General features: G+C 73.0%; 18 protein-coding genes and 1 pseudogene. 7 read left to right on the top strand and 12 right to left on the bottom strand.

The annotated features are described in order from the left end of the window. Positions 1-23: 23 nt before the first annotated feature. Genes ACP4J3_RS00310 through ACP4J3_RS00300 form a run of 3 tightly spaced genes read left to right on the top strand, consistent with a single transcriptional unit; the run spans position 24 to position 3,586 of the window. Positions 24-1,583 carry a class I adenylate-forming enzyme family protein gene (locus tag ACP4J3_RS00310; RefSeq protein ID WP_426529024.1) on the top strand — a complete coding sequence of 520 codons (1,560 nt, stop codon included), beginning with the start codon at positions 24-26 and terminating at the stop codon, positions 1,581-1,583. Beyond that, a complete protein-coding gene (locus ACP4J3_RS00305; protein ID WP_426529022.1) occupies positions 1,580-2,770 on the top strand; it encodes an FAD-dependent oxidoreductase in 1,191 nt (396 codons plus the stop codon). The genes ACP4J3_RS00310 and ACP4J3_RS00305 overlap by 4 nt, the downstream gene beginning before the upstream one ends. Positions 2,771-2,785: 15 nt before the next feature. Next, positions 2,786-3,586, top strand: a complete 801-nt coding sequence (locus ACP4J3_RS00300; protein WP_426529020.1) for an aminotransferase class IV — start codon at positions 2,786-2,788, stop codon at positions 3,584-3,586. Between the two features lie 90 nt (positions 3,587-3,676). Here the strand turns inward: ACP4J3_RS00300 and ACP4J3_RS00295 are convergent, their stop codons facing one another. After that, positions 3,677-4,144: a carboxymuconolactone decarboxylase family protein gene (locus tag ACP4J3_RS00295; RefSeq protein ID WP_426529018.1), complete on the bottom strand. Its 468-nt coding sequence runs from the start codon at positions 4,142-4,144 to the stop codon at positions 3,677-3,679. 50 nt (positions 4,145-4,194) lie between these two features. Beyond that, positions 4,195-5,760: pseudogene (locus ACP4J3_RS00290) on the bottom strand (PLP-dependent aminotransferase family protein). A 56-nt stretch (positions 5,761-5,816) separates the two neighbouring features. Here ACP4J3_RS00290 and ACP4J3_RS00285 point away from each other — a divergent pair. Genes ACP4J3_RS00285 through ACP4J3_RS00275 form a run of 3 tightly spaced genes read left to right on the top strand, consistent with a single transcriptional unit; the run spans position 5,817 to position 7,512 of the window. Further along, complete coding sequence (locus ACP4J3_RS00285) at positions 5,817-6,344, top strand: carboxymuconolactone decarboxylase family protein (protein ID WP_426529756.1); 528 nt, start codon at positions 5,817-5,819, stop codon at positions 6,342-6,344. Next, the gene (locus ACP4J3_RS00280) at positions 6,341-6,787 is read left to right on the top strand and encodes a carboxymuconolactone decarboxylase family protein (protein ID WP_426529016.1); all 447 of its coding nucleotides are present in this window, start codon (positions 6,341-6,343) and stop codon (positions 6,785-6,787) included. The genes ACP4J3_RS00285 and ACP4J3_RS00280 overlap by 4 nt, the downstream gene beginning before the upstream one ends. Beyond that, a complete protein-coding gene (locus tag ACP4J3_RS00275) occupies positions 6,784-7,512 on the top strand; it encodes an isocitrate lyase/PEP mutase family protein (protein ID WP_426529014.1) in 729 nt (242 codons plus the stop codon). The genes ACP4J3_RS00280 and ACP4J3_RS00275 overlap by 4 nt, the downstream gene beginning before the upstream one ends. A gap of 55 nt (positions 7,513-7,567) precedes the next feature. Here ACP4J3_RS00275 and ACP4J3_RS00270 read toward each other — a convergent pair whose 3' ends face one another. From ACP4J3_RS00270 to ACP4J3_RS00245, 6 genes are all read right to left on the bottom strand, one after another. Further along, entirely contained in the window at positions 7,568-8,533 is a 966-nt protein-coding gene (locus tag ACP4J3_RS00270) for an ABC transporter substrate-binding protein (protein WP_426529012.1), read from the bottom strand. Between the two features lie 62 nt (positions 8,534-8,595). Beyond that, complete coding sequence (locus ACP4J3_RS00265) at positions 8,596-10,614, bottom strand: ABC transporter permease (protein WP_426529010.1); 2,019 nt, start codon at positions 10,612-10,614, stop codon at positions 8,596-8,598. Between the two features lie 52 nt (positions 10,615-10,666). Beyond that, positions 10,667-11,761 (bottom strand): quaternary amine ABC transporter ATP-binding protein, encoded by a 1,095-nt coding sequence (locus ACP4J3_RS00260; RefSeq protein WP_426529754.1) that lies wholly within the window; start codon positions 11,759-11,761, stop codon positions 10,667-10,669. A gap of 14 nt (positions 11,762-11,775) precedes the next feature. Beyond that, positions 11,776-13,326, bottom strand: coding sequence for a GMC family oxidoreductase (locus tag ACP4J3_RS00255; RefSeq protein ID WP_426529008.1), 1,551 nt, complete (start codon positions 13,324-13,326; stop codon positions 11,776-11,778). A 63-nt stretch (positions 13,327-13,389) separates the two neighbouring features. Beyond that, positions 13,390-14,916 (bottom strand): aldehyde dehydrogenase family protein, encoded by a 1,527-nt coding sequence (locus ACP4J3_RS00250; protein ID WP_426529006.1) that lies wholly within the window; start codon positions 14,914-14,916, stop codon positions 13,390-13,392. A gap of 50 nt (positions 14,917-14,966) precedes the next feature. Continuing rightward, positions 14,967-15,494, bottom strand: coding sequence for a DUF664 domain-containing protein (locus ACP4J3_RS00245; protein WP_426529752.1), 528 nt, complete (start codon positions 15,492-15,494; stop codon positions 14,967-14,969). A 64-nt stretch (positions 15,495-15,558) separates the two neighbouring features. On the opposite strand from ACP4J3_RS00245, the gene ACP4J3_RS00240 reads away from it, so the two are divergent. Further along, positions 15,559-16,449, top strand: a complete 891-nt coding sequence (locus tag ACP4J3_RS00240) for a GNAT family N-acetyltransferase (RefSeq protein ID WP_426529004.1) — start codon at positions 15,559-15,561, stop codon at positions 16,447-16,449. 18 nt (positions 16,450-16,467) lie between these two features. On the opposite strand, the gene ACP4J3_RS00235 is transcribed toward ACP4J3_RS00240, so the two are convergent. The 4 genes from ACP4J3_RS00235 to ACP4J3_RS00220 are packed head-to-tail and all read right to left on the bottom strand — an operon-like array spanning position 16,468 to position 26,538. After that, entirely contained in the window at positions 16,468-18,399 is a 1,932-nt protein-coding gene (locus ACP4J3_RS00235) for a hypothetical protein (protein WP_426529002.1), read from the bottom strand. After that, positions 18,396-20,453, bottom strand: coding sequence for a hypothetical protein (locus tag ACP4J3_RS00230; protein ID WP_426529000.1), 2,058 nt, complete (start codon positions 20,451-20,453; stop codon positions 18,396-18,398). Before ACP4J3_RS00230 ends, ACP4J3_RS00235 begins: the two co-directional genes overlap by 4 nt. Beyond that, positions 20,450-23,131, bottom strand: a complete 2,682-nt coding sequence (locus ACP4J3_RS00225; protein ID WP_426528998.1) for a hypothetical protein — start codon at positions 23,129-23,131, stop codon at positions 20,450-20,452. Before ACP4J3_RS00225 ends, ACP4J3_RS00230 begins: the two co-directional genes overlap by 4 nt. Continuing rightward, complete coding sequence (locus ACP4J3_RS00220; protein WP_426528996.1) at positions 23,128-26,538, bottom strand: tubulin-like doman-containing protein; 3,411 nt, start codon at positions 26,536-26,538, stop codon at positions 23,128-23,130. Before ACP4J3_RS00220 ends, ACP4J3_RS00225 begins: the two co-directional genes overlap by 4 nt. Positions 26,539-26,627: the final 89 nt, after the last annotated feature.

Below are 26,627 nucleotides of genomic sequence, written 5' to 3'. Positions count from 1 at the left end.
ACATATCCGAGAGGAACAGGCACATGCCGCAGCAACCCCTCCCCACCGAACGCGGGTTCTACCTGGGCCCGGTGTTCCGGCGCGCGGCGGACCGACACGGAGCCGTCTTCGTCACCCTGGACCGGCCGCTCGACGTCCGTCCCGAGCTCGGCACCGACCTCACCTACCGGGTGCTGGCCGACGTGGTCGACGAGCTGTCCGGCCAGCTGTGGACGGCGGGCGTGAGGCCCGCCGAACAGGTGGCCGTCCACAAGACGGACAACGTGGACATCGTCCTGCTGACCTGTGCCGTCTCCCGGATAGGTGCCGTCCCGGTACTGCTGTCCCCCACGCTGGCCGGCCTGGTGGCCGGGGAGTTGCTGGCCCGGCTGCGGCGGCCCTGGCTGATCACCGACCGGGCGAAGCTGGCGGGCCCGCTCGCGGACGTCACCCTGCCCGCGGGGCGCACCCTGTCCGTGGACGACGCCCCCGGCGCCGACCCCCTGGAGAAGTACGCCGGCGCCGAACCCGCCGCCCCCGTGCGGCTCCACCCCCGCGAACCCGCCCTCATCACCCACAGTTCGGGCACCACCGGCCTGCCCAAGCTCGCCGTGCACTGCGCGAACACCATGTGGAACCGGCTCGTACCGCAGCAGGCGATGGGCTGGCCCACCCGTGGGGAGACGGCGGCGCTGCACATGTCCTTCGTGCACTCGCGCTTCTACCATCTGCTCGGCGTCCTGCTGCACTTCGGAAGTCCGCTCGTGCTGATCACCGACCCGGCGCCGGACAGGGTCGCCCCGCTGCTCGTCCGGCACCGCCCCGGCATCGTCGAGACCCACCCCAACACCTTCGTGCTGTGGGAGGAGCTGGCCGACGCGCCCGGCGCCCCGCTGTCACGGGTCCGGTCCTACGGCTCCACGTTCGACGCCATCCACCCGCGCACCGTACGGCGGCTGCTGGACGCCTCGAAGCGCCGCTCGCCGTGGCTGATCCAGTTGTACGGGCAGAGCGAGACGGGCCCGGTCGCGTTCCAGTGGTTCACCCGGCGCAGCGCCGCCCGCGCGGACGGCCGCCGGGTCGGTACCGGCATCCCCGGCTTCACCCGCGTCCGCGTCACCGACGCCGAGGGCCGGCGGGTCGCGCCCGGAACCGTCGGCCGGATCGAGGCCCGCACCAGGGGCCGCATCCTCACCTACCTCGGCATGCAGGACCGCTACGACCGGCAGCTCGACGACGGCTGGTGGGAGATGGGCGACATGGGGTACCGGAGCCGGCTGGGGGCTCTTCATCTGGTCGACCGGGAGATCGACCGGATCGACGCGGTGCACAGCAATCTGGAGGTCGAGGACACGCTGATGTCCCGCCTCGAGGAGCTGCGCGAGGTCGTCATCGTGCCCGGCGCGGACCGTGAGCCGGTGCCGGTGGTGTGCGTGCGGGGCGAGCGGCCGCTGGATCCGGAGCGCTGGCGGGAGGCGACGGCGGATCTGCCCGCGATGGCCGAGCCGCGGCAGTGGCGGTTCGAGGAGCTGCCGATGACCGCCACGTGGAAGGTGAAGCGGGTGGAGATCACCCGCATGCTCACCGAGGGCGTCCGCGCGTGAACCCGGTCGTCGTGGTGGGCGCCGGCCCCGTGGGCCTGTCGGCGGCGCTCGGGCTGCGGGCGCGCGGACTGGACGTCGTACTGCTGGAAGCGGACCCGAAGGACCGGGAACGGCCGGGCAGCCGGGCCCTGTTCGTGCACCGCGAGACCCTGGGCCTGCTGGACGGGATGCGGCCGGGGATCGCCGCCGAGATCACCTCGTACGGCCGCACCTGGCAGACCAAGCGCACCCTCTACCGGGGCCGCGAGGTGTACTCCCGCACCTTCCCGCCGCCCCCGCCCGGCCCTCCGGGACTCCCGCCCTTCACCAGCCTGCGCCAGGTGGACACCGAACGCTTCCTGCGCGCGGCCTGCGAGCGGGCCGGGGTGGAGTTCGTGTGGGACGCCCATGTCACCGCCGTACGCACCGCACCAGCCGGCGTCACACTGACCGCCGAGGACGGGCGGACGTGGACCGGCGCGTACGCCGTGGCCGCCGACGGCGCCCGCTCCACCGTCCGGCGCGAGCTGGGCATCGCGATGCAGGGCACGCACGGCGAGGGCTTCCACGTCGTCGTGGACGTGGCCGACGTCCCGGGCGCCGAGCTGCCGTTGGAACGGGTCTTCCACTACGAGCATCCGGGGGTCGGCGGGCGCAGTGTGATGCGGGTGCCGTTCACCGGGGGCTTCCAGGTGGACCTGCAGTGCCGCGACGACGACGCGGAGGAGGAGTACGGCACCGAGGAGGCCATACGGCGATGGCTGCCCGCGGTCGTCGGGGACGGGTACGGCGAGCGGATCCTGTGGGTGTCGACGTACCGCTTCCTGAGGAAGGTCGCGGCCTCGTTCACCGACTCGCACCGCCGGGTGCTGCTGGTCGGGGAGGCGGCGCATCTCTTTCCGCCGTTCGGGGCGCGCGGCATGAACAGCGGGATCGCCGACGCGGCGGCGGCAGCTGAGGCCGTCGCGGCGGGGACGGCCGGGGCGGTCGCCGAGTTCGCCGAAGTACGCCGCGCGGCCGGCCTGTTCAACAGCGCCGCCGCCGGTGCGGCACTGGATCACCTGCGGCCCCGGCGCCGGACCGTACGGGTCAAGCAGCGCGCGGCGGCGGCCCTGGCGCCCGTGCTGCCGTGGTGCGGATCCTGGCTGGAGCACGCGCCGTACGGCCCCCGGCACGGGGCGCCGGCGGTGGCGGGCGGCAAATACTGAGAGGAGAGGGCCGGCATGGTGACTCGACCGGCGGTCCGTGAGGGGCTGTTGACGTGGACGTCCGGCCGGGGCCTGACGCCCGGCGGCGAGGCCGGGGGACGACTGCTCGTCGCGGACTCCTGGCTGGTGCGCGACGGCCGGGTGCGCGGCTTCGACCGGCACCGGGAGCGCTTCGTGCGGGCCTGCGGCGAGTGCGGTGGGCCGCCGCCGCGCCGGCTCGTGGAGTTCTGGCGAGACGTGACGGCCGTACTGCCGCGCACGGGTGAGTGGTTCCCCCGAGTGGAACTCGCGTCGAAGTCGGCCGACTTGAGGCTGCTGCTACGGCACGCTCCGCCCCTCGCCGCCGAGATACGGGTGTGGGCGACGGGTCAGCTCGATCCGCGCAGCGCCCCCCGCCGCAAGGGACCGGACCTGGACGCCCTGGCCGAGGTCCGCCGACGGGCGTCCGGCGAGGGCGGTGCGCAGGAGGCGGTGCTGGTCGCGCCCTCCGGCGAGGTGTTGGAGGCGGCCACCGCGAGCGTGCTGTGGTGGGAGGACGACACCCTGTGCCTGCCCCCGGCACGACTGCCCGTGCTGGCCGGGGTGACGGTCGGGCTCATCGAGGAACGTGCCCGGCGGTCCGGGATCCCGGTCGACCGCCGCGCACGGACCGTCGCCGAGCTGGACGGCCGTGAGGTGTGGCTCGTCAACGCGCTGCACGGGATCCGGCCGGTGACGGAATGGACGGGGCGTGCGATGAAGGCGGGCTCGGCAATGCGGGCGGCGGAGTGGCGGAAATGGCTGGACGACGTCATGATGCCGCTGCCGGCCGACTGAATTCCATCAATCTGAATTTCATCAGCTCCATCAGCGGGTACAGCGCCGGGCGGAATTGAATCCACCCGGCGCAATTACCGCTGCCCGTACTCAGCTTTTCGGAGCCATACGCGTCGCAATGGCGATCCGGTTGTACGCGTTGATGACGGTGGCCGCCCAGATCAGCGCCGCGACCTGAGCCTCGTCGAAGACGGACGCGGCCTCGGCGTAGACGGCGTCCGGGACGCGTCCGTCGTGCACCAGGGTCACCGCCTCGGTCAACGCCAGCGCGGCACGCTCCCGTTCGCTGAAGAAGGGCGTCTCCCGCCAGGCGTTCAGCGCGTAGATGCGCTGCTCGGTCTCACCCTGGGCCCGCGCGTCCTTGGTGTGCATGTCGAGGCAGAACGCACAGCCGTTGATCTGCGAGGCGCGAATCCGGATCAGTTCCAGAATTTCCGGTTCGACCTTGGCGTCCTGCGCCGCCGAAACGGCGGCGGCGTGCAGGGAGCCCATCGATGCGGAGACGTCGGGGGTGATTTTCTTCAGGGCTACGCGGGATATGGAGTCACGGTTGCTCATGGGGGCGACTCTATCCACGAAATAGACGGTCAGCGGCCGTTATCGCGAAATCACAATGAAGACAATGCCGCGCACAATGCGTCCAGCGCCCCCGCCCACGCGTGATCCGGCGGTGTCCCGTACCCCACGACCAGGGCGTCCAGCGGCTCGGTGACCGCGTCTGGGTGGCGGTAGCGGGGGGTGAGGCCGTCGACGGCCAGGCCGTGCCAAGCCGCCGCCCGGACCGCCGACCGCTCCGTGCCGGGCGGGAGGCGGAGGACGGCGTGCAGGCCCGCCGCGATGCCGGTGACGCGTACGTCCGGGGCTCGGCTCGCCAGGGCGGAGACCAGCGCGTCGCGGCGACGGCGGTAGCGGGACCGGGACGCCCGGACGTGGCGGTCGTAGGCGCCCGATGTGATGAACTCGGCGAGCGTCAACTGGTCCAGGACCCCGCAGGTGTCCACGCCGCCCTTGGCCGTCACCACCTCCTCCACCACATCCGGCGGCAGCATCATCCAGGCCAGGCGCAGGCCGGGGGCGAGGGACTTGCTCGCCGTGCCCAGGTGGACGACCCGGTCGGGGTCCAGGCCCTGGAGCGCGCCGACGGGCTGGCGGTCGTACCGGAACTCGCCGTCGTAGTCGTCCTCCAGGACCAGTCCGCCGGTGCGGCGCGCCCAGTCCACCACCGTCGCGCGGCGGTCGCGGTGCAGCGGGACGCCCATCGGGAACTGGTGGGCGGGGGTGAGCAGGACCGCGGCCTCGGACGTCAACGCTGCGGGGTCCGTGCCCAGTTCGTCGCAGGGAAGGGGGACCGTGCGCAGGCCCGCCCGCCGGTGCAGCAGCCTCCAGTGCGCGTCCAGACCGTACGACTCCACCGCCACCGTCGTCGCCCCGCGCGCCCGCAGCACCTCACCCAGCAGCCGCGCGCCGTGCAGGAACCCGGCGCAGACGACGATGCGTTCGGGGTCGGCGCGCACGCCCCTCGCCCGGGAGAGATAGCCGGCGAGGGCGGTGCGCAGTTCGACGCGGCCGCGGGGGTCGCCGTAGCCGAGGGCGTCGTAGGGGGCGGCCAGCAGGGCGCGGCGGGCCGCCTTGAGCCACTCCGTGCGGGGGAAGGCGGCAGGGGGTGTGTGGAAGTCCCGTGCGGTGCCCGCGGTGTTCGGTGCGTGCCCTCGGCGTGCCGGACGAAGGCCCTCGTAGCGGAGCTACTTGGGCCTTTGACCGGTGCGGCGAGGGTGCGTGCCGGGCGCCGCGGGTGCTGTGCGGGACTTCCACACACCCCCTGGATCGGGGGTGCCGGGGATCAGGTCGTAGGTGGGGCGGGGGCGTTCGGGGCGGCGGCGCGGGGTGGTGGTGCGCGTCGACGGGATCACGGTGCGGTCGGCCACCCGGGTGGCCGAGCCCTGCCGGGCGGTGAGCCAGCCCTCGGCGATCAGGTCGGCGTAGGCCTCGGCGACGGTGTTGCGGGCGATGCCGAGGTCGGCGGCGAGGGAACGGGAAGAGGGCAGGCGGGTGCCGGGGGCCAGGCGCCCGGTGCGGACCGCCTCGCGCAGGGCGTCGGTCAGACCGCGGCGCAGGCCCGGGCCGGCTGGTTCCAGGTGGAGGTCGATGCCCAGAGTGGCCCAAGGTTTCGGCATGGAAATGGACCATACTCCTGGGCCGCCCGGCTCCTAGGGTCGAGGGCATGACCACGATGAACGACACGACGACGAGTACGACGAGTACGACGAGTACGACGAGTACGGAGTACGCCCCCGAACAGCCGGCCCGCATGCGCTGGGCCAAGCACGCCCCCGAGGTCTACAAGGCGATGGTCCGGCTCGACGCGGCTGCCAAGCAGGGGCTGGACCCCTCCCTGGTGGAGCTCGTGCGGCTGCGCGCGTCGGCGGTCAACCACTGCGCGTTCTGCCTCGACATGCACACCAAGGACGCGCTCGCGGCCGGCGAGAGCGTCCAGCGCATCGTGCAGCTGGCCGCGTGGGAGGAGTCGAAGCACTTCTACACGGAGAAGGAACTCGCGGCGATCGAGCTGACGGAGGCCGTGACCGTCCTGACGGACGGCTTCGTGCCCGACGAGGTGTACGAGCGGGCCGCCGCGCACTTCGACGAGGAAGAGCTGGCCCAGCTCATCGCCACGATCGCGGTGATCAACGCGTGGAACCGGTTCGGCGTGACCACGCGTGCGGTGCCGGGGCACTACGAGCCGGGGGACTTCGAGTGACGGTCCGTACGCAGGTGCTCGACCGCGAGACCGGCCGGGCCCTGTCCGCGCTCAGCGCCGCCGCGAAGAGGGGGCTCGGCGACCCCGCGCTCGCCGAGCTCGTGGTCATCCGGGCCTCGCAGCTCAACCACTGCGCCTTCTGCCTAGACATGCACCTCGCCATCGCCCGCGAGCATGGGGTGGGTGAGCGGCAGCTTGATCTGCTCGCCGCCTGGGAGGAAGCCGAAGAGGTCTTCGACGAGCGGGAGCGGGCCGCGCTCGCGCTGACCGAGGCGGTGACCGTCCTGACCGACGGCTTCGTGCCCGACGAGGTGTACGAGCGGGCCGCCGCGCACTTCGACGACGCCGGACTCGCCCATCTCGTCGCGCTGATCGTCGCCATCAACAACTGGAACCGGGTGATGGTCACCCGGCGCGTTCCACCAGAGGGATATACGTCGTGAGCAGAGTCGAAGTCTTCCGTGCACTCCATCGGCGCCGCTGCCCGGGGGATCCGCTCGTCCTCCCCGGCCCCTGGGACGCGGCGAGCGCCCGTGTCTTCGTCGAGGCCGGCTTCCCCGCGCTCGCCACGCCCAGCGCGGGCGTCGCCGCCTCCCTCGGTTACGAGGACGGGCAGACCCCGGCCGACGAGATGTTCGCGGCGGTCGCGCGGATCGTACGGGCGGTCGACGTGCCGGTGTCGGCCGACCTCGAGGGCGGGTACGGGCTGGCGCCCGGGGAGTTGGTGGAGCGGCTGCTGGAGACGGGGGCCGTGGGGTGCAACCTGGAGGACTCCGAGGACGGGCGCCTCAAGGACCCGCAGCGGCACGCCGACTGGCTCGCCGAGGTGCGGCACGCCGCCGGCGGGCGGCTCTTCGTCAACGCGCGGATCGACACCTTCGAGGTCGGCGACACCGATCCCAAGCAGGCCGCCGAACAGGCCATCGAGCGGGCCGCGCTGTACGTCGCCGCGGGCGCCGACTGCGTGTATCCGATCGGCGCCCCCGTCGACGTACTGCCGCTGCTGCGGTCCGGGATCCAGGGGCCGGTCAATGTGCACGGCACGGTGGCCGGGGGCCCGTCGCCCACCGAACTCGGTGAACTGGGGGCCACCCGGATCACGTTCGGGCCGCAGCTTCAGCGCGGTGCCACGCGGGCGCTGCGTGAGATCGTCGCGGACCTGGGCTGAAAGGACCGCCGGGCGCCCCGCAGCGGGGCGCCCGGCGTCGGTGTCGTCGGGTGGGCTACTTCGGCAGCCACGCCTTCCAGACGTCCTCGTTGGCCTTGACCCAGGCCTCGGCCGCCTTGTCCGAGGCCATCTTCTTGTCCGCGATCATCGCGGCGACCTCGTTCTGCTGGTCGTTGGTCCAGTTGAAGTTCTTCAGGAACGCGGCCGCCTTCTCGTTGTCCTTGGCGAAGTCGGCGCTGAGGTACTTCTGCAGCGGCGTGTTGGCGTAACCGCAGGCGACCTTCTTCGGGTCGGCGTCGCAGCCCTCCTTGTACTCGGGCAGCTTCACCTCGACCAGGTCGAGCTGGGAGTTGAGCCACTGCGGCGTCCACCAGTAGCTGATGAACGGCTTCTTGGCCTTGTAGTTCTCCCTGATCTGGGTGATCTGCGCGGCCTCGGAGCCGGCGTAGACCGTCTTGAACTCCAGCTTCAGGTTCTTGATGAGCGCGTCGTCGTTGGTGGTGTACGACGGCGAACCCTCCAGCAACTGGCCCTTGTCGCCGCTCTCGGCGGTCCTGAAGAGGCCCGCGTACTTGTTGAGGTTCTTGTAGTCGGTGATGTCGGGGTGCTGGTCCGCCAGGTACTTCGGGATGAACCAGCCGATGTGGCCGGTGACGCCGAGGTCGCCGCCCGGGACGACGGACTTCTTGCTGTCGACGTACAGCTCGACCTTCTTCGGCGCGCCGCCCCAGTCCTCCAGGAGCGCGTCGGCCTTGCCGCTGTTGAGGGCGTCGAACGCGACCGACTCGTCGAGCTGGGTCAGCTTGACCTTCATGTCGAGCTCGTTCTCGAGGATGTACTTGGCGACGGCCGCGTTGGCCTCCGCGCCCACCCACGACGGTACGGCGATGGTGACCGAGTCGGAGCCACCCGAGGACGAGGGGGAGTCGGTCTTGGCGGCACCGCACGCGCTCAGGCCGGTGACGCCGAGGACGACGGCGGTGGCGGTGGCGGCGCGCAGGAGGTGCTTTCTGTTCTTCATGATGTTCTTCATGTGAGCGTGTCTTTCGTTTGGGACGGGACGGAGGGGGGACTGGGTGCGGGCTAGTGCCTGCCGGTCCGCTGGGCCGGGCGCTGCGTGGTGCGGTCCAGGACCAGGCCCAGCAGCACGATCGCGACACCCGCGGTCAGGCCGGTGCCGAGCTCGCTCTTCTGCAGGCCGTAGACGACGTCGTAGCCGAGCGCGCCGGAGCCGACGAAACCGCCGACGATGACCATGGCCAGCACCAGCACCACGCCCTGGTTGAGCGCGAGCATCAGTGCGGGCCGGGCCAGCGGCACCTGCACCTGGCGGATCTGCTGGAAGGTGGACGCGCCCATGGAGCGGGCCGCCTCCAGCGTCGCGGCGTCGACCTGCTTCAGGCCCTGCACGGTGATCCGGACGACGGCGGGCAACGCGTACAGCACGGCCGCGGCGACGGCGGCGGCCCGGCCCACGTTGAACAGGGCCACCACCGGGATCAGGTAGATGAACTGCGGCAGGGTCTGCATGGTGTCCAGGACCGGGCGCAGCAGGCGTTCCAGCAGCGGCACCCGGGCCGCCGCCACGCCGATCAGGAACCCGAGCACGAGCGTGACGACGACGCCCGCGATCGCCTGGGACAGGGTGTCCAGGGAGTGACCCCACACACCGATGACGCCGACGCCGGCCATCGCCACGGCCGCCGTGCACATCGCGCCCCAGCCGCCCGCGAGCAGGGCGAAGGCGGCCGCCAGCAGCACCAGCAGCCACCACGGCAGCGCGGTCAGTCCGTCCCGGAGCGGGTTGAGCGCCCAGGTGGTGAAGCCGTCCGCCCAGGTGCGGGTGCCGCCCAGCACGGGTACGCCCTCGGCCAGGTGACTGGTGAACCAGTCCACGGCGTCGTTGACGGGCGGGGCGATGTCCACTTCCCAGGCCTCGGGCCACTCGGCGATCAGCAGCAGCCACCCGACGGCGCTCAGTACGACGCCCGAGACGGCCGTCAGGATCCAGGCCCGCCAGCCGTGCAGCAGGGCGGGACCGGCCGGGGCCGCGCCCTCGCCGAGGCGTTCACCGGCGGCGGAGGTCACGCGGTCCAGCCAGATGGCCAGCAGCACGATCGGGATGCCCGCGGCGAGCGCCCCGCCGACGTCGACGGTGGACAGTGCGCGGAAGACCTCCTCGCCGAGGCCGCCGGCGCCGATCACGGAGGCGATGGTGACCATCGACAGCGCCATCATGATCGTCTGGTTCAGGCCGAGCAGGATCTCCTTGCGGGCCAGCGGCAGCCGGGCGGTCAGCAACCGCTGCACCGGGCTCGTGCCCAGCGACGTCGCGGCCTCCATGACGGACGGGTCGGCGCCGCGCAGGCCGAGCGAGGTCAGCCGGGCCATCGGCGGGGCCGCGTAGATGATCGTCGCGATCAGCGCGGACGGTACGCCGATGTCGAACAGCAGCACCAGCGGCAGCAGATACGCGAACGCCGGCATGATCTGCATGGTGTCCAGGACCGGTCGCAGGATGCGCTCGAAGCGGTCCGACAGACCGGCGCACAGGCCCAGCAGGGCGCCGATCACGGCGGAGACGGCGACCGCGACCGCCATCAGGGCGAGGGTCTCCATGGTGGCCTGCCACATGCCGAGCACGCCGCACACCGCGAAGGCGGCGAGTGTCACAAGCGCAAGCTTCAGCCCGCGCTTGTCGCGCAGGCCGCCGACCCGCCAGGACAGCAGCACGGCGGCCACGATCACCGGGAACCAGCCGATGGTCTCCAGCAGGTCGGTCAGCCAGGTCACCGAGGAGTCGGACCAGTTGCTCAGGTGCAGCAGGAAGTAGAGGAAGACCGGGTTGGTGTCCCGGTTGTTGACGACCCAGGTGTAGGCGTCGTCCAGGGGTGTCTTGACGTCGACGGTCAGATCCGACGGCCAGGCCCCGCTGCCCCACAGGATGGCGGCCAGCGGTACGAGGACGACGGCCGCGACGCCCAGCGGCAGCAGGCGGCGCAGGACCGGGTGGCGCAGCCGCGAGCGTGGCTGGTCCAGGACGGCTTCCTCGGCCGGTTCGACCGGCGTCGGCGGCGGGGCGGGGGTGACGACGGCGCTCATGCGGCCCACCCCCGGGTATGGGAGTCGCCCGCCGTGTTGACGTGAGTGCGTATCACGCGGCCACCTCCTCGCGGTCCAGCCCGGCCACGACCCGCAGCAGCGCCGCGTGGTCGACCTGGCCCAGGCAGTCGCCGTCCTGTGTCACACAGGCGGCCCTGCCGGTGCGGGCGACGGTCTCGATGGCGTCGGACACCACCGTGTCGGGGGCGAGGGCGCCGGGGTGCTCGGAGCCGCCGCAGTCGCCGGGGTTCATGGCGGTGCGCACGGTCATGACCTGCTCGCGCGGCACGTCCCGGACGAAGTCGCGGACGTAGTCGTCGGCGGGCGAGCCGACGATCTGCTCGGGGGTGCCGAGCTGCACGATCTCGCCGTCCCGCATCAGCGCGATGCGGTCGCCGACGCGCAGGGCCTCGCTGAGGTCGTGGGTGATGAAGACCATGGTGCGGCCCTCCTCGTGGTGCAGTCGGACGACCTCCTCCTGCATGTCCCGCCGGATCAGCGGGTCGAGCGCGCTGAACGGCTCGTCGAAGAGCAGCACCTCGGGGTCGGAGGCCAGCGCCCGGGCCAGGCCCACGCGCTGCTGCTGGCCGCCGGAGAGCTGGCCGGGCCGGCGCTGCTCCAGGCCGTCGAGGCCGACCTTGGCGACCATCTCGGCGGCCCGGGCGCGCCGCTGGTCCTTGGGCATGCCCTGGATCTCCAGGCCGTAGGCGACGTTGTCCAGGACGGAGCGGTGCGGCAGCAGGCCGAAGTGCTGGAACACCATGGCGGCGCGGTGCCGGCGCAGCTCGCGCAGCCGGTTCTTGTCCATGGCGAGGACGTCCTCGCCGTCGATCTCCAGCGTGCCGGAGGTCGGCTCGATGAGCCGGGTCAGACAGCGCACGAGGGTGGACTTGCCGGAGCCGGACAGGCCCATCACGACGAAGACCTCGCCCTTGCGCACGTCGAAGGAGACGTCCCGGACGGCCGCGGTGCAGCCGGTGCGGGAGCGCAGCTCGGACTGGGACAGCCCCGCGGTGGCGGGGTCGCCGGGTATGCGGTCGGCGTTCGGGCCGAAGACCTTCCACAGGTTGCGCACGCCGAAGACGGGCGGCTGCCCCGCCGAGTCCACAGCCTCGGTCTCCGCATCGGGGGCGGACTTCTTTGACATGGGTATGCCGCTCATCAGGCCAGGTTCCCTTCACTGGTGTCGGCCAGCAGTTCAGCCGCCTTCTCCCCGACCATCAGCACGCCGATCATCGGGTTCACGGAGGTCATGGTCGGAAACACCGAGGCATCGACGACTCGGATGCCATCCAGACCGCGAATCCTCAACTCCGGGTCCACGACGGCGAGTTCATCATCGGCGGCACCCATCCGGCAGGTTCCCGCCGGGTGGTACACGGTGTGGTGCGCCTTGCGCAGCAGCTCGCTGAGCCGTTCGTCGTCGGTGACGTCGGGCCCGGGGAAGACCTCCCGCTTCAGCCAGCCCGCGAACGGCTCGGTCCTGGCGATCTCGCGGGCGATCTTCACGCCGTCGACGAGGGTCTGCGCGTCGTAGCCATCCTCGTCGGTGAAGTAGCGGAAGTCGAGGGCCGGCTTCTCGTCCGGGTCGGCGCTCTTCAGATAAAGGCGGCCGCGGGCACGGGACTTGGGGATGTTCGGCGTCATCGACACGCCGTGCGCGGGGCGTTCGTAGCCCAGCCGCTCGGGGTTGTCGGTGAAGGGGATCTGGTAGAAGTGGAACATCAGGTCGGGCAGGTCCTGCCCGGCGTCCCGGCGCACGAACAGCGCGGCGTCGGAGTCCATCGCGGAGTTCTCCGGCAGCGGCCGGTTGGTCTCCCACACGATCACCGACTCGGGGTGGTCCTGGAGGTTCTCGCCGACACCCGGCAGGTCGTGCACGACCTCGATGCCCAGCTCCTCGAGGTCCTTCTTCGGGCCGATGCCGGAGAGCAGCAGCAGCCGCGGCGAGTCGATGGCGCCGGCGCAGACGACGACCTCACGGCGCGCGCTGATGAGCTGCTCCTCGCCGTCCTTGGTGCGGACGCGGACACCGGTGGCGCGGGTGCCGTCCAGTTCCAGCTTGTACGCCCAGGTCTCCAGGAGCAGCGTCAGGTTCGGGCGGTCGCCGGCCTCCATGTGGGGGTGGAGGTAGGCGACGGAGGCCGAGGAACGCTTGTTGTTCTCGGGGTGGTAGGCGAGGTCGAGGAAGCCGACGCCCTCTTGGAAGGGCTTGTCGTTGAAGCCGGTCACCTCGGGGACGCCGGTGGCGGCCTTGGTCGCCTCGATCCAGTCCTTGGCGATGGCGTTCTGGTCCTTGTCGGCCACGCGCACGATGTTGTTGCGCAGCCGCGCGTAGTAGGCCTCCATCGGCACGGCACCCCAGCCGGTGGCGCCCGCGGCCTCCCACTCGTCCCAGTCGGCGGGCAGCGGCTTGAAGGAGATCAGGGTGTTGTGCGAGGAGCAGCCGCCGAGCACCTTGGCGCGGCTGTGCAGGATGTGGGAGTTGCCGTTCGGCTGCTCGACGGTCGTGTACTCGTAGTCGAGGTCGCCGCCGAGCAGGCCCAGCCAGCGGCGCAGGGTGAGGACGTCCTCGCGGTCGATGTCGGTGGGGCCGCCCTCGATGACGGCGACGGTGACGTCGGGGTTCTCCGTCAGCCGGGAGGCGATGACGGAGCCCGCGGTGCCGCCGCCGATGACGACGTAGTCGTACACGGGGGTGTTCTGGGACATGTAAGGGGTACTCCAGGGGGTCTTGCGAGGGGGGAGAGGGGGGAGGGGGAGGTGCGGGCCGGGTCAGCCGGAGAACCAGCGGACGGGCTTCGGCTCGAGGTTCTGGTAGACGTGCTTGGCCTCGCGGTACTCGGCGAGTCCGGCGGGGCCGAGTTCGCGGCCCACGCCGCTCTTGCCGAAGCCGCCCCACTCCGCCTGCGGGAGGTAGGGGTGGAAGTCGTTGATCCAGACGGTGCCGTGCCGCAGTCGGCCCGCGACCCGGCGGGCGCGTCCCGCGTCGGCGGTCCAGACGGCGCCGGCGAGGCCGTACTCGGTGTCGTTGGCGAGGGCGATCGCCTCGTCCTCGGTACGGAAGGTCTCGACGGTGAGGACCGGCCCGAAGACCTCCTCGCGTACGACGCGCATCTCGCGGTGGCAGTGGTCGAGGACGGTCGGCTCGTAGAAGTAGCCGGTGGCGGGCCGGGTGTCGGCGGCCTCGGGGCGCCTGCCGCCGGAGCGCAGCACCGCGCCCTCCTGGAGCGCGGACTCGACGTACGCCTCGACCTTCGCGCGCTGCTGCTCGGAGACGAGCGGCCCGCACTCGACGCCGTCCTCGGTGCCGCGGCCGAGGCGGATACGGCCCGCCCGGCGCGCCAGCTCGGCGACGAAGCGGTCCCGCACGGACTCCTCGATGATCAGGCGGCCGCCCGCCGAGCAGACCTGGCCGCTGTGGATGAACGCGGCGTTGAGGGCCTGGTCGACGGCGGTGTCGAAGGCCTCGTCGGTGGCGCAGGCGTCGGCGAAGACGACGTTGGGGTTCTTGCCGCCGAGTTCGAGGGCAACCTTCTTGACGGTGGGCGCGGCGGCCTGGGCCACCTTGGTGCCGCTGACCAGGCCGCCGGTGAAGGAGACGAGGTCGACGTCGGGGTGCTCGGCCAGGCGGGCGCCGACGGAGTGGCCGGGGCCGGTGACGATGTTGGCGACCCCGGCGGGCAGCCCGGCCTCGACCAGCAGCTCGATCAGCGCGACGGTCGTCAGCGGGGTGATCTCGCTGGGCTTGACGACGAAGGTGTTCCCGGCGGCGAGCGCGGGCGCGATCTTCCAGCTCGCCTGGAGCAGGGGGTAGTTCCAGGGCGTGATCAGCGCGCAGACGCCGACGGGCTCATGGACGACGACGCTGTGGATCTCGGTGGACCCCGCGTCGACGACCCGGCCCGGGGCCTCGGCGGCGACGAGGTCGGCGAAGTAGCGGAAGGCGTCGGCGACACAGTCGATGTCGACCCGGCCCTCCTCGACGGTCTTGCCGGCGTCACGGCTCTCCAGCAGGCCGAGCGGCTCACGGTCGCGCATGAGCAGGTCGGCGACGCGGCGCAGCAGGGCGGCGCGCTCGGCGACGGGTGTACACGGCCACTCCCCCTGGCCGCCGTCGAAGGCGCGGTGCGCGGCCGCCACGGCCAGATCGGTGTCCTTCTCGTCACCCTCCGCGACCACGGCGAACGGCGTGGCGTCCGCGGGGTCGAGGATCTCGCGCGTCGCCCCGGAGACGGCCGCGCGCCATTCCCCTCCCACGTGGATGGTGCCGCGCGCCTTGAGTTCCGTACTGTCCGCCATGATCGGTGATGCCTTCCGTTCCTGTTCAGAGCCCCTGTGTCACACATGTGTCACTCATGGGACCGAGTGCGCATGCCCACGCCGCGCGGATGCATGCGCGATCCACGGCCGAAAGTGGGCCGTGTCACTGAACATAGGGACAAACCGGACGGAACACGGTGGATCGCGAGACGATCAGGGGCTCGGGAAGTCGGCCGGCGGGTCCTCACCCACCTGGCCGCCCGGCCGTCGGGCCAGGTGAGCCGGACGGGCCGATCCGGGCCTCCGCCGGACAGCACCTGCCGAAGATTGGCCCGCGAGCGGGCTACGGACCCCTGCCACAGCGCGCAGAGCTGCTCGGGAGTGTCCTCCGCGGCCGACCGCCACTCCCAGTCGGGGTCGGCGTCCCAGTCCACCGCGTCCCACGGCGGGGGCGGCGCGACCCCGAGCAGGCGCCGGGTGAGGTACTCGTCCTCGACGAGGGCCAGGTGCTTGAGCAGCCCACCGAGCGTGAGCGCGGACGGCGCGAGCCGCGCCCCGAGACCGGCGGCGTCCAGCCCCTCGCACTTCCAGGCGAAAGTCCTGCGTTGCCGCTCCAGCGAGCCGATGAGGGTGTCGACCTCACTGGACCCGAACCAGTCCTTTGACTACAGTCAAATAAATATGGAGCCAGTGTCGGTGGAGAACGTGGCGGCCTTTCGCCGCTTCAACCGCTACTTCACGCGCCGGATCGGCGCGCTGGACGACCACTACCTCGGCCAGGACCGTCCGCTCGGCGAGGCGCGGGTGTTGTTCGAGGTCGGGGACGGGGCGTCGCTGCGCGAGCTCAGGAGCCGGCTCGGCCTGGACGCCGGGTATCTGAGCCGGATGGCCAAGTCGCTCCAGGCCCAGGGCATGGTCCGGCTGAGCACCCACCCGCAGGACAGCCGGCTGCGCGTGATCGAGCTGACCCCCGCCGGGCGGACGGAGGTCGAGGAGCAGAACCGGCGGGCGGACGCCGTCGTGAACGACCTGCTCGACGGCCTCAGCGAACCCCAGCGCGCCGAGCTGACCGGGGCCATGGCCACCGCGCACCGCCTGCTGCGCCTCGCGGGCATCACCGTCCGCCTCGTCGACGGCGCCGCCCCGGACGCCCGCGCCTGCCTGGACGCCTACGCGACCGACATCAACGAGCGGTTCCCCGAAGGGTTCGACAAGGACGCCCTGGTACGGCCGCAGGAGGTGTCCGGCGAGGCCGGCGCGTTCTTCGTGGCCTACGAGGAGGGCCGCCCGGTGGGCTGTGGCGCGCTGCGGCGCCTGGAGCCCGGCGTCGGCGAGATCCGCCACGTCTGGGTGCACCCCGCCGCCCGCCGCCTCGGCCTCGCCCGCCGCCTGCTCGCCACGCTCGAACAGGAGGCGGCCGCCCGCGACCTGACCGTCGTACGCCTGGACACCCACGCCACGCTCACCGAGGCGCAGGCGATGTACCGGGCGTGCGGATACACGGACATCCCGCGGTACGACGACAACGTCTACGCCGGCCACTGGTTCGAGAAGCGGCTGGCCGCCCCCTGAGCGGACCGGACCGGTCGGTCAGGTGACGGCCCAGATGATCACGAAGATCATGACGATGACGATGAAGCCGAAGCCGCCCATGAGCAGCAGGCCCGCGTTGCCGTGCCCTCCGGTGATCCTGGCCGTGAACGACCGCGGCGCGAGGGCCGGGGGCTGCGGGGGCGGCGGTGTGGGTGCCGGGGCGGTGTGGGGTGACGGCAGCGGCGGGGGCGCCGGGGACGCGGAGTGCGGCGGGGTGTTGATCCGCATCAGCGCGTTCGCCAGCAGCCGGCTCCACACCACCGGCGGCAGGTCGGGGACCTGACCGTTCGGCGGCTCGATGATGCTCTGCCGGAGCCAGTTGCCCGTGGTGGGGTGCGGGTCGCGGCTCAGCCGGTAGAGCAGTTCCTGGAGTTGGAGCTGATGGCGCTCGTCCCGGGCCAGCGGTGCGACGGCCCAGGTGAACAGGTGGGCCGCGCGCGAGGCACGGTCGGCTCCCGATCTGCCCTCCGCGCCCGGTCCGTGCGGCTCGAAGTACAGGTCGTTGCGGAGCACCTCCGCGCACAGCTCGTGCCGCATCTGAGACGAACGCGCCCGGTCGCGGTGCGGATCGCCCAGCTCGTCGAGCAGCAACTCCCGTGCCTCCAACGGCAGTTCACCCGACCGCAGCTCCCACAGCAGCACTTCGTCGGGCTGTCTGCGCAGCTCCGCCAGCAGCATGCTCTGGTCCATGACATCGCCACGCCGGTAGCTGCGGAGGCGGTGGTGCAGGGCTTGTGTGTCGCGGGAGTTCAGGTCGAGGGCGGGGGGCTGGGGCATGGGGGCGGGACCGCTGCCGGCACGGTTCACGTGCGGTCGGGGTTCCGGATACCGGTCCGCATACGGCTCCGATGCCACCGCCGCGCGGGCCGGGTCCCCGTTCCGTTCCCGGCCCCACGCCGGACCGGGCCTGCGCTCGCCGCCCCTGCCCGAAGTCCCCGCTCCCTCCCCCGGCTCCCCCGGCCGCAGCGCGGCCGTCGGGATGCGCGTGCCCGCCGGGGGCGTGCGGTCGGTGCCGAGGATCTGCTGGAGACGGGCGCGGCGCTGCTCCCAGTCCAGGGCCGCTCCGCCGGCGAGGTCCTCGACCAGGTGCGGCACTCCGGGGCGCGCCTCGCGGTGGGCGAGGAGGTGCTTCACCAACTGGGCCGCCGCGCGGTGCTCGAACCGGGGGCGGGCCTGGCGCCGTCCCATGACCCTGGCCAGCGGGCCGCAGCCGCCGGTGTCCGGCTCCCAGCGCGGCACGGCCATCAGCCGCAGCGGATGGGTGTCGACGCTGTCGCAGGTGGCGAACGTCCACTCCTGCCCCAGCCAGTCCCCGAACAGCAGGAACAGCCCGAGATAGACCAGCGGCACCGCGTCCCGGTCGGGCCAGTCGCGCGGCGCCTCGTCCTCCAGCAGCAGCGACACCCGCTGCGTCGGATCGCGCAGCAGCTCCGCCGCGGCGAGGATCAGCGCGTGCTCGACCCTCGGCAGCTTCTCCAGCATGTCCGGCAGCCGGCCGGACGCCAGCTCGTCGAGGAACGCGCCGTCGAACTCGGGCAGCGGCCCGGACGCCTGCTCGGCCTTCTCCTGCCGGCGCCAGCCGCCGTCGGCGAGCCCGAGGCACTGCCGCACCTTCAGCGTGGCCCGGTTCCCGACCAGCACATGGCTGACCGTGCTGGGCCGCCCGCCCCGGTCGGTGGTGGGCCAGCGCTGGACGAGCAGGACGTCGCCGTCGCGGGACAGCGTGCGCACGACGCTCGGCCGGGCCGCCGCCGCGCCGGACACCCACAGCAACCGGCCCAGCTCCCGCCCCAGTTCCTCGGCGCGCCCGGCGTCGCAGGAGTGGGCGACCGCGTTCATGCCGGTGCCCTGGCGGCCGTGGTTGCCGTCCCAGCGGTAGACGACCTGCTGTACCGAGCCGCGGGCGGCGTCCTGATGGAAGTCGTTCACTGAAGTTCCCCTCCCCCGGATTCCCCGGATCCCTCGGGCGGCACCGCCTCCAGCGCGGGCGCCTCCCCCACCGCCAACGCGTCGGCGCCGCCCGGCACCTGGATCAGCCCGTGCATGGCCAGCAGCGAAAGCAGCGGCTCCAGTACCCGCCGGGGCCCCGCGCCCGCCGGATAGCGGCCGTGGTCCTCCTGACCGCCCGTGGCGGACGCGATGTGCAGGGTGCAGCGGCGGATCGCGTCGAAGGGGCGCAGCCACGCCTGGCCCGCGTGCCGGCGCAGCAGCCCGTAGACGTCCCGGCTCTCGTCCCGGGTCAGCTCCGGGTCCAGCGAGGTGGCCGGCGGCCGGGCCAGCCAACGGTCGACGGGGGGCTGGAACCTGAGCAGGTCGGCCTTGCCGAGCACCATCGCGGCCGGCACGTCCACGTACCCGCCGTTCTTCGGCAGCCGGTCGAGCACCGTGCCGAAGGCGAGGTCGCCGTCCCGGTTCACCGCCACGCCCCAGCGCTCGCGGGCGTGGTCGAGCTGCGGCAGCGGCAGGGCGAGCGCCGGGTCGACGACGAAGACCAGGGCGTCGACACCGAGCAGGAACCGCAGGGCCGCGTCGGTGCGGACGAGGTCCTCGCCGCCGAGGTCGAAGAAGGCGACCGGGCGCACCTGCCCCCGTGGGTCGGTGATCAGCAGGGACTCCACGAAGCGGGCGAAGTCGTCCATGCCCAGCGCCGCGGTGTGGTCCAGGACCTTGCCGCCCCGCAGCGGCTGCACCCGGTCCCGGACGAACCGGGCGTGCTGCTCGGGATTGACGGACTGCCACTTCAGGCCGTACGGCTCGAGGCCGCCGTCGGTGATCGCCGCGATCATCTGGGTCAGCAGATGGCTCTTGCCGGTGGAGGACTGGCCGACCATCGCCACGGTCAGCGGATGGCCGTTCGTCAGATAGGGCACCGGGATGTAGTGCGTGGGGAACTCCGGGTCCGCCGTGCACTTCTGGACGGCGCCGCGCATGACGTCCGTCAGCCGCACCGGGTTGTTGATGCCCTTGAGGTCCAGCGGCTTGTACTGCATACGGCTGTCGGTGACGAAGAGCTTGGAGGGGTCGTGCTCGATCGTCTCCAGGCAGTACGGGCAGAGCACCCCGCTGCCGGTCCGCTCGCGCGGCCGGGCGGCGGGCGCCTGCCGTTTGAGGCGCAGCGCCTCCTCGAAGGCCTCGTGGTGCGGGCGCGTCTCGTCGGGCGGCACGGCGGCCCGGACCCGGCGCGCGGCACCCGGCGCCACGAGGTCGAGCACCTGGGCGGGCGTCGGCCGGTCGGCCGCCCGCGGTGCGAAGGCGTCGCGCAACGTCCGGTCGAGCTTGCGGTGTTCGCCGAGGTCGGCGGGCGGCCGGTCGGCGGGACCCGGCCGCCCCGTGGCCAGCCGGTACAGCACCTGGGCCGCGCTCCACACCGCGTCCCGGGGATCGGCGGCCCCCTCACCGCCGCGCTGTTCGGGCGGGCAGAAGGGCGAGCGGCCCCACGGGCGCCTCGGCCGGCCGATCCGGGTCACCGACTCCAGGCCCCACAGCTGGACCCTGGCGCCGTCCCAGAGCACGGTCGCGGGCGAGACCCCGCGCGGCACCAGGCCCTGGCCCTGCAGCAGGCACAGGGCCAGCATCAGGTCACGGGTGAAGATCTCCTGGTCGGCGGCGCCCATCACATGGATCCGCGAGACGGCCGTACCGCGCGGCGGGTCGTACAGCAGGAACGGCTCGGCGGTGTCCAGCTCGTAGCCGATGAGCCGTGGGAAGAGCGCCGCGTACTCGGTGTCGCCGAGCACCTGGCCGAGCTGCACGGCGGTGCCGGCCTCGGTGTCGAGCAGGGCGCGGGCCGCCGGGTTCGCCGCGTCCTTGGCGCCGAGCCGTACCTGCACGCACTGCTGTCCCTCGTCGTCGAGCACGGCCCTGCGCAGGAGTTGGGGCAGCAGCCGGTCGCGCCGGAACTCCCGGCCGACCCGCACCGGGGTGACGCGCCGCCGCCCCGACGGCACGGTGAACGCGAGCTTGTCCGCGGAAGTGCCGCTCACCAGCGATCCCCGTCCCCTCGGTCGGCGTCCACCCGGTAGCCGGAGTCCGCCCGGTCGTCGCAGTGGTACGGGTCCGTCCCGTCGTACGGGTCCGTCGTGCCGTACGACTCCCTCCTCCCGCCATCCGTGTCCGCCCCGTCGAACCCGGACTCGGAGCCGTGCCGGGGACGGACGGTGTGCACCACGCCGATGCGCAGCGGGGTGAGGCGGACCAGGCCGGCGTAGCGGCCCGTCGATGTCCACAGGACCTCATCCGGGTGCACCGAACCGCTCGCCCGCCAGGACTTCTCGACCTCGTCGCGCACCGCCCCCGGCGCGAACCTCAGCCACACCGCGGCCGCCGGGTCGCGGCTGAGCAGCGTGCCCTGCTCGGGGGTGGAGAGCTGCACCACGGCCTGCCGGTCGGCGTCCGAGCCGACCAGTTCGGCCAGTCCGTACGGGTCGGTGCCGAGCAGGTTCGCCGAGGTGGCGCGGGCGCGGCGCGCGGCGGCGAACGGGGGCGGGGCCAGCACCCCGTTGTGCCGGAGGTGATGGCGGGCCGCGGACAGCAGCTCGTGGACCCGCTCCTCGGTGCGCCGGACGGCGCGGGCGCCGGCCTGGCCGCGCTCGACGGCACCCCAGTAGTGCTTCATGGCCTCGAGGGCGGCGTCCGTCAGATCGGCGGACAGGGTGGCGACCAGCTCCGGCCCGCCCTCACCGCTCTCCCGCTCCAGCCAGCGAGGCACGCCCTTGGGGCGGGACCCCTGTTGACCTTCGGCGCCCGTCTCCCGCTCCCCGCTCTTCTCCTCGCCCGGCTCGTCCCACGAGTCGCCGTCCTCCCAGGCGTACACGCTCGCCCAGTCGCTCTCCGCGTCGTCGGCGCCGGCGTAGTCGTCGTCCGGTTCCAGGTCCGGGTCGCTGGACAGCCAGTCGTCCCCGTCCTCGGACGCGCCGAACGCCCCGGCCGCCGCGAGCCGCGCGGGCTCGGGCAGTGCCTGCGCCTCCGCCGCGGCCGCCGTCGCCCGCAGCATGCCGGCGACGGAACGGGCGGCGTCGGCGCAGTACAGGCGCTCCTCGACGGCCCAGTGCTCACGGACCGCCTCGGCCAGCAGGGCGTCCAGTCCGTCGAGGGCCTGGCGCAGTACGGCGGTGGTGCGGCCCGGGGCCCAGGCCGCGGCCGCCGCACGCCACAGCCGGCGTGCGGTCTCCACCGCGATCCCGAGGCCGACCAGCAGGCCGATCGTGCCCACCCACACCGGGGAGTCGGTCGCATACCCCAAGCCCGCCCCGGCCGCGGCTCCGCAGAGCGCCGCGACCCTCGGGGCCACGGCCCAGCGGCCGGGGCGTCCCACGCCGCGCAGCCGGGCCGCGCCCAGCGTCGCCATGCCGGCGAACAGCAGCGGCACGAGGACCGCGAGGGCGAGGAACGGCCCCGACCAGAGCGCGCCGAGCAGCCCGGCGCCGGCCGCCGCCAGCGGTCCGGCCACCGGGAGTCCGGGCACGTCGTCGGCGCCCGTCCCGCCCGCCGTCCGCCGGGCCACGGCCTCGGCGGAGTGGGGGGCGAGTTTCGGCAGCAGTGCCGTACCCGGCACCGGCTCCGCCTGGCCGGCCAGTCCGGTGAAGCGCTGGGCGACCGAGCGCAGGGCGAGGCCCTGGGCCAGCAGCTTCAGGGCGAACTCCCGCAGCCCCTCGCCGATCCGCTCGCCCATGCCCTCGGCCGACGGCACCCGCAGCCCGAGCGCCGCGAGGCGGGTCGCCGACTCGGCGGCGGCCGGTGCCGTGCCGCCGCCGCTGCGCAGGGCCGTGGCGACGAGGTCCCGGTAGTGGTCGAGTGCCGCCCGCGCCTGGTCGACCTCCGCCTCGAAGGTCTCCCGGCGGGCGGCCCGCAGCAGGCCGGGCAGGGTACGCAGCCCGGCCAGCGCCTCGTCGGCGTAGTCGAGGGAGTCCGCGCAGGCGCGGTAGGCCTCGTCCGCGATGCCGCCGGGTTCGCGGTGCCCGGGGTCCCGGCCGGGCCGGCCCGCCACCAGCCCGCGCAGCGGCTCCGGCAGATCGGCTCCGGACGAGGAGGCGGCCGGCATCACGTCCGGCGCCAGGTCGTCGTCGGCGCCGGCGAACCGGGTGAGCGCGTCGCGCCAGGCCCGGTCGCGCACCTCCGGCGGCAGGTCCTGCTCCAGCAGTCGTACGCCGGGCGCGGCGACGGCCTCGGGCAGCGACTGGATGCCGTCCAGCACCGCGAGATAGACGTCCGGGACGGACAGGACGTCGACCAGGACCGCCAGCGCGTCCGGGTCGTCCGGCTCGGGCTGCTCCAGCGCGGTGCGGGCGGAGCGCAGATCGCCGGCCCACAGCAGTCCGGTGCCGGTGGCGCGCAGCACGGAGGGGCGCAGCAGCCTGCGGTCGGGCTGGAAGTCCCCCTCCTCGCCGGCGAACGCGCCCGGCGCGCTGCCGACCAGCAGCACCAGCACCCTGACCTCGCCCACCGCCCGGTAGCCGGTGAGCAGTTCGTACTGCGTCTGGTGGTCGTTGAGCCCGGCCGGGGTGTCGACCACCAGGAACAGCGGGTCGTCCGGCTCCGGCAGCCCGGCCCGGCCCAGCTCCTGGGCGACCCTGGCCCGCAGGGCCGACGGACTGTGCAGCGCCGCCGCCCCGGCCCGCAGGTCGAGGTGGATGACGGTACCGAAGGACGGGGACAGGCTCACTGCGCGTCACCGTCCCAGGGAGTACGACGCCCGGAGTCCCCGGAGTCACCCTCGTCCCACGGCGGCAGGGCCCGACGGCTCCCGTCGTCGGGGCCGGCTCTGTCGTAGTCGTCGTGCTGCTCGTAACGGCCGTTCGGCGTCTCGTACTCGTCGTAACTCGCCCTGCCGCGCGGCGTGACCGGTGCCGTCCCCCAGTCGTCCTCGTCCGGTGCCGGGCGGCGGGGTGCCGCGAAGTCCCCGCGGGGATGGGCGTCGGCCGGGGTGCCGCCGCGGATGTGTTCCAGGAGGGTGCGCAGGGTCGGCTGGACGGCGCGCTGGTCGCCGAACTCGGTGTCCAGGGCGGCGGGCAGGGTCTCCGCCCAGAACTCCCACAGCGGGCGCACCCAGCCCTCGACGCGCTCGCCGCCCCGCTCCCGGCGCTCGGCCAGCAGGTCCAGCTGGCGCGGGGCGGTCTTCTCGACGAGGTCGACGAAGAGGGGGTGCGGTTCGCTGCCGGCCCGGGCCAGGCCCAGCGGCTGGGCGCCCATCAGCTCACGGCAGTAGTCCTCGACGATCCGCTCGTCGTCCAGCACGGTCCAGCGCTCGTACGACCGCAGCAGCTCGGCCCAGCTCGACACGCCGCCGGGGTAGTCCCCGAGCCGCAGCCGGACGCCGGGCACGTTCGGGCCCTTCTCGGGGTGCAGCCGCAGCCGGATGCGGTCCGGTGAGGCCGGGTCGCCGTCGACGACGTCCACCTGGCCGTTCCACAGGCAGCACAGCAGGCGGTGCAGGATGACGCGCCGGTCCTCCTCGCCGCTGACCATCCAGCTGTCGCGGTAGCCGAGCCGCTGCCGCCAGCGCAGCACGTCCTGGGCCTGCTCGGAGTCCTTGGCGCGGGCCCACTGGCGCAGCACCTTGCGGGCCTCGGGCACCTGAGTGAGGCTCATCTCGCTGCGGAAGAGGACGACGGTGATCGAGTCGCTCTCCACGCCCCGGTACTCGACGGAGTTCTTCGCGTCGGCGGGCAGGCGCAGCGTCTTGCCCAGGAACTCCTGCACCTCCTCCACGGCCTGCACCCGGGGGTGGGTCACCAGGACGCGCAGAAGTCCGGTGCCCTCGGGCGTGAACCCGACCGGCAGCAGCCCGGTCAGCTTGCGGCCGAACAGGTCCAGCGCCTCCTTGCTGACCTGGTCCTTGGCGTCCGAGTCGCCCGCCGCCGCGGCCAGCAGCGTGCCCATGGACGGCAGCAGCGGCCGCTCCTCCAGATGCGCCCCGCTCTCCGCGAAGAGGCGGGTGATACGGGCCTCCAGGCGGCCCTTGACCCGCGCCACCGCGCCCTCCGGATCGCGCCGGCTCTGCGTGTGGACGCTGCGCCAGGTGTCGCCGTCGACCAGCTTGAGCAGCAGTGCCGCCTCGTCGTCGTTCTCGCGCAGGCCCTCGCGGCGGATCAGCCGGGTGACGACGTCCTCGTAGAAGTGGTTGAGGGTGCGCTGCGGCGGCAGCAGATACGAGATGCCGGTGCGGTCCTCGTACAGTTCGTGCGCCTTCTGCTGGGCGGTCTTGTTCTCCTGGTCGCTGTGCCTGCGGAAGGCGCCCACCAGCCGTCCGAGGTCGGTGCCGGCCGCGTCGGCCTGGGGCTGCCAGTGCATCTGCTGTTCGCGCCAGGCCTCGTGCCACACCATCCGGCAGCGCCACTGGTACCAGGCGTCCTGCTCCTGGATGGCCGCCTGTACGTCGTCGTCGCCCCAGCGGGCCGGCGCCAGGCCGCCCAACTGGCCCTTGATCCGGGGGATCTTGGGCGGCTGCTCGGTCACCCCGGGCGGGCGCTGCGGGGTGCGGGCGCGGTGGTCCAGCATGCCGAGGAAGCCGAGCCTGGCGATCGGTTCGTCGCTGTCGGGGACGCCTCTGACGACGCGTTCGGCGAGGAAGGGGTCCACGGTCTGCAGCAGCTTGTCGATGGCGGGGCGCGGCGCGAACCGGTCGGCCATGGCGATGGCCGCGCGCTCGGCCTCGGAGCGCAGATCGGACAGCAGCCGCTGCATGTCCGCGATGCGCTCGCCGAGCGCCTGCTCGATGTTCCTGCCGCCGCGCGGCAGCGGATCGGGCTCCGGCACCGGCAACTGCCTGCGCTCCCACAGCTCTTCGAGGTGGGAGTCGGCGAAGAGCTGCCGGATCATGGGCACCGCCTCGTCCCGCAGCGCCGCCCGCGGCCGCTCCGCGAGATCGGTGACCGCGAGCCGCAGCAGCCGACCGGCCACCAGGTCGGCGAGTTGCTCCATGGGCGCGGTCATGGAGGCGACCAGGCTGGTGGAGACGCCCTGGCGGCCGATGCCGGTCGGGGACACCGCGCTGCGCTGCACGCCGCGGTTGATGAAGCTCGCGGCGAAGGTCTGGTAGTCGTCGTCGGCGGCGAGCTTGCGGCCCCGGGAGCGGCCGTCGCCCAGTTCGGTGCCGATCAGCGACATCACCAGGGAGACGATGGAGCGGCGCAGGTCGTCGGCGCGGATGCCGGCGGTCGGGCTGAACAGGAACGCCGTGGGCAGGATCCCGGTGCGCAGCCGGATCGGGGTGTATCCGGGGTAGCGGATGCCGAGTCCGAGCTCCTGGTCGAGGTCGCCGATCTCGTGGCCCTCGGACGGCGCGTTCTGCGTGTCCACCAGCCGGAACAGGTCGACCAGCGCCCGGGCCGCGTTGAGTTCGGCCTCGCGCCCGCCGCCGGTCGCGGCGGAGAACGACGACGGCATGACGACCAGCGGGTAGATCTTCACGCCGTCGAAGCGGCGCAACTGGAAGGCGTGGTTGATGAGGTGGAGGTAGTCCAGGAAGATCCCGGCGCCGGTGCCGCCGGCCACCGAGAAGGCGACGAACACGTCGCAGCCGTTGACCTTGCCGCCGCCGAGCTCGCTCAGCTCGCCCGCCGACTTGGCGATCGCGTCGATCGCCTGGAGCAGCGGTTCCAGGACCGGGCCGAGTCCGTGCCGGAGCGTGGCGAACAGGGCGGCCCGGCCGACGGTGGGCAGTTGCCCGGCGCCGGCGTGCAGCGGGGTGACCTTCGGCTCGTCCATGCGCGGCGGCAGCCAGTCGGCGACCTCGTCGCGCAGCACCGCCCGCAGCATCTTGGTCACCTCCGGGGAGGCGTCGAAGTTCGGCAGCAGGTTGTGGGTGGCCCGGGAGGTGCGGGCGTACGCGGCCCGCAGGGACGAGTCGACGTTGAACTGCGGCAGCCGCTGCAGATCGCTCTCGCTGTAGTCCGCGTAGACGAACTGCAGGCAGTCGGGCAACTGGAACGGGGCGTGGCCGCTCTGCCGGTGCAGCGCCATGCCGTCCGGGCCGCACAGTTCGGCGCGCAGTCTGCGTTCCAGCTCGGCACCGACCAGGCCGCCGGTGCCGCCCAGGCCGACGAAGAGCATCGGCTGGAAGATCTTCATGGGTTCCTCCCCGCTTCACGGCCGAGGCGGCCGCAGGTTCGTGCTCGGTACGTCCGTGGGTCGCGCATCACAGATACGAGGTGAAGGGG

This window comes from Streptomyces sp. UG1 (genome assembly GCF_049974585.1).
Classification (GTDB): Bacteria; Actinomycetota; Actinomycetes; order Streptomycetales; family Streptomycetaceae; genus Streptomyces.
This window is presented reverse-complemented; position numbering and strand designations above follow the sequence as displayed.

Bases quoted from the DNA above. Each gene is read 5' to 3' on its own strand.
- ACP4J3_RS00300 (WP_426529020.1), top strand. From the start codon at position 2,786: ATGGTGACTCGACCGGCGGTCCGTGAGGGGCTGTTGACGTGGACGTCC.
- ACP4J3_RS00255 (WP_426529008.1), bottom strand. From the start codon at position 13,326: ATGTCCCAGAACACCCCCGTGTACGACTACGTCGTCATCGGCGGCGGC.
- ACP4J3_RS00220 (WP_426528996.1), bottom strand. From the start codon at position 26,538: ATGAAGATCTTCCAGCCGATGCTCTTCGTCGGCCTGGGCGGCACCGGC.
- ACP4J3_RS00310 (WP_426529024.1), top strand. From the start codon at position 24: ATGCCGCAGCAACCCCTCCCCACCGAACGCGGGTTCTACCTGGGCCCG.
- ACP4J3_RS00270 (WP_426529012.1), bottom strand. From the start codon at position 8,533: ATGAAGAACAGAAAGCACCTCCTGCGCGCCGCCACCGCCACCGCCGTC.
- ACP4J3_RS00250 (WP_426529006.1), bottom strand. From the start codon at position 14,916: ATGGCGGACAGTACGGAACTCAAGGCGCGCGGCACCATCCACGTGGGA.
- ACP4J3_RS00260 (WP_426529754.1), bottom strand. From the start codon at position 11,761: ATGTCAAAGAAGTCCGCCCCCGATGCGGAGACCGAGGCTGTGGACTCG.
- ACP4J3_RS00240 (WP_426529004.1), top strand. From the start codon at position 15,559: ATGGAGCCAGTGTCGGTGGAGAACGTGGCGGCCTTTCGCCGCTTCAAC.
- ACP4J3_RS00285 (WP_426529756.1), top strand. From the start codon at position 5,817: ATGAACGACACGACGACGAGTACGACGAGTACGACGAGTACGACGAGT.
- ACP4J3_RS00265 (WP_426529010.1), bottom strand. From the start codon at position 10,614: ATGAGCGCCGTCGTCACCCCCGCCCCGCCGCCGACGCCGGTCGAACCG.
- ACP4J3_RS00295 (WP_426529018.1), bottom strand. From the start codon at position 4,144: ATGAGCAACCGTGACTCCATATCCCGCGTAGCCCTGAAGAAAATCACC.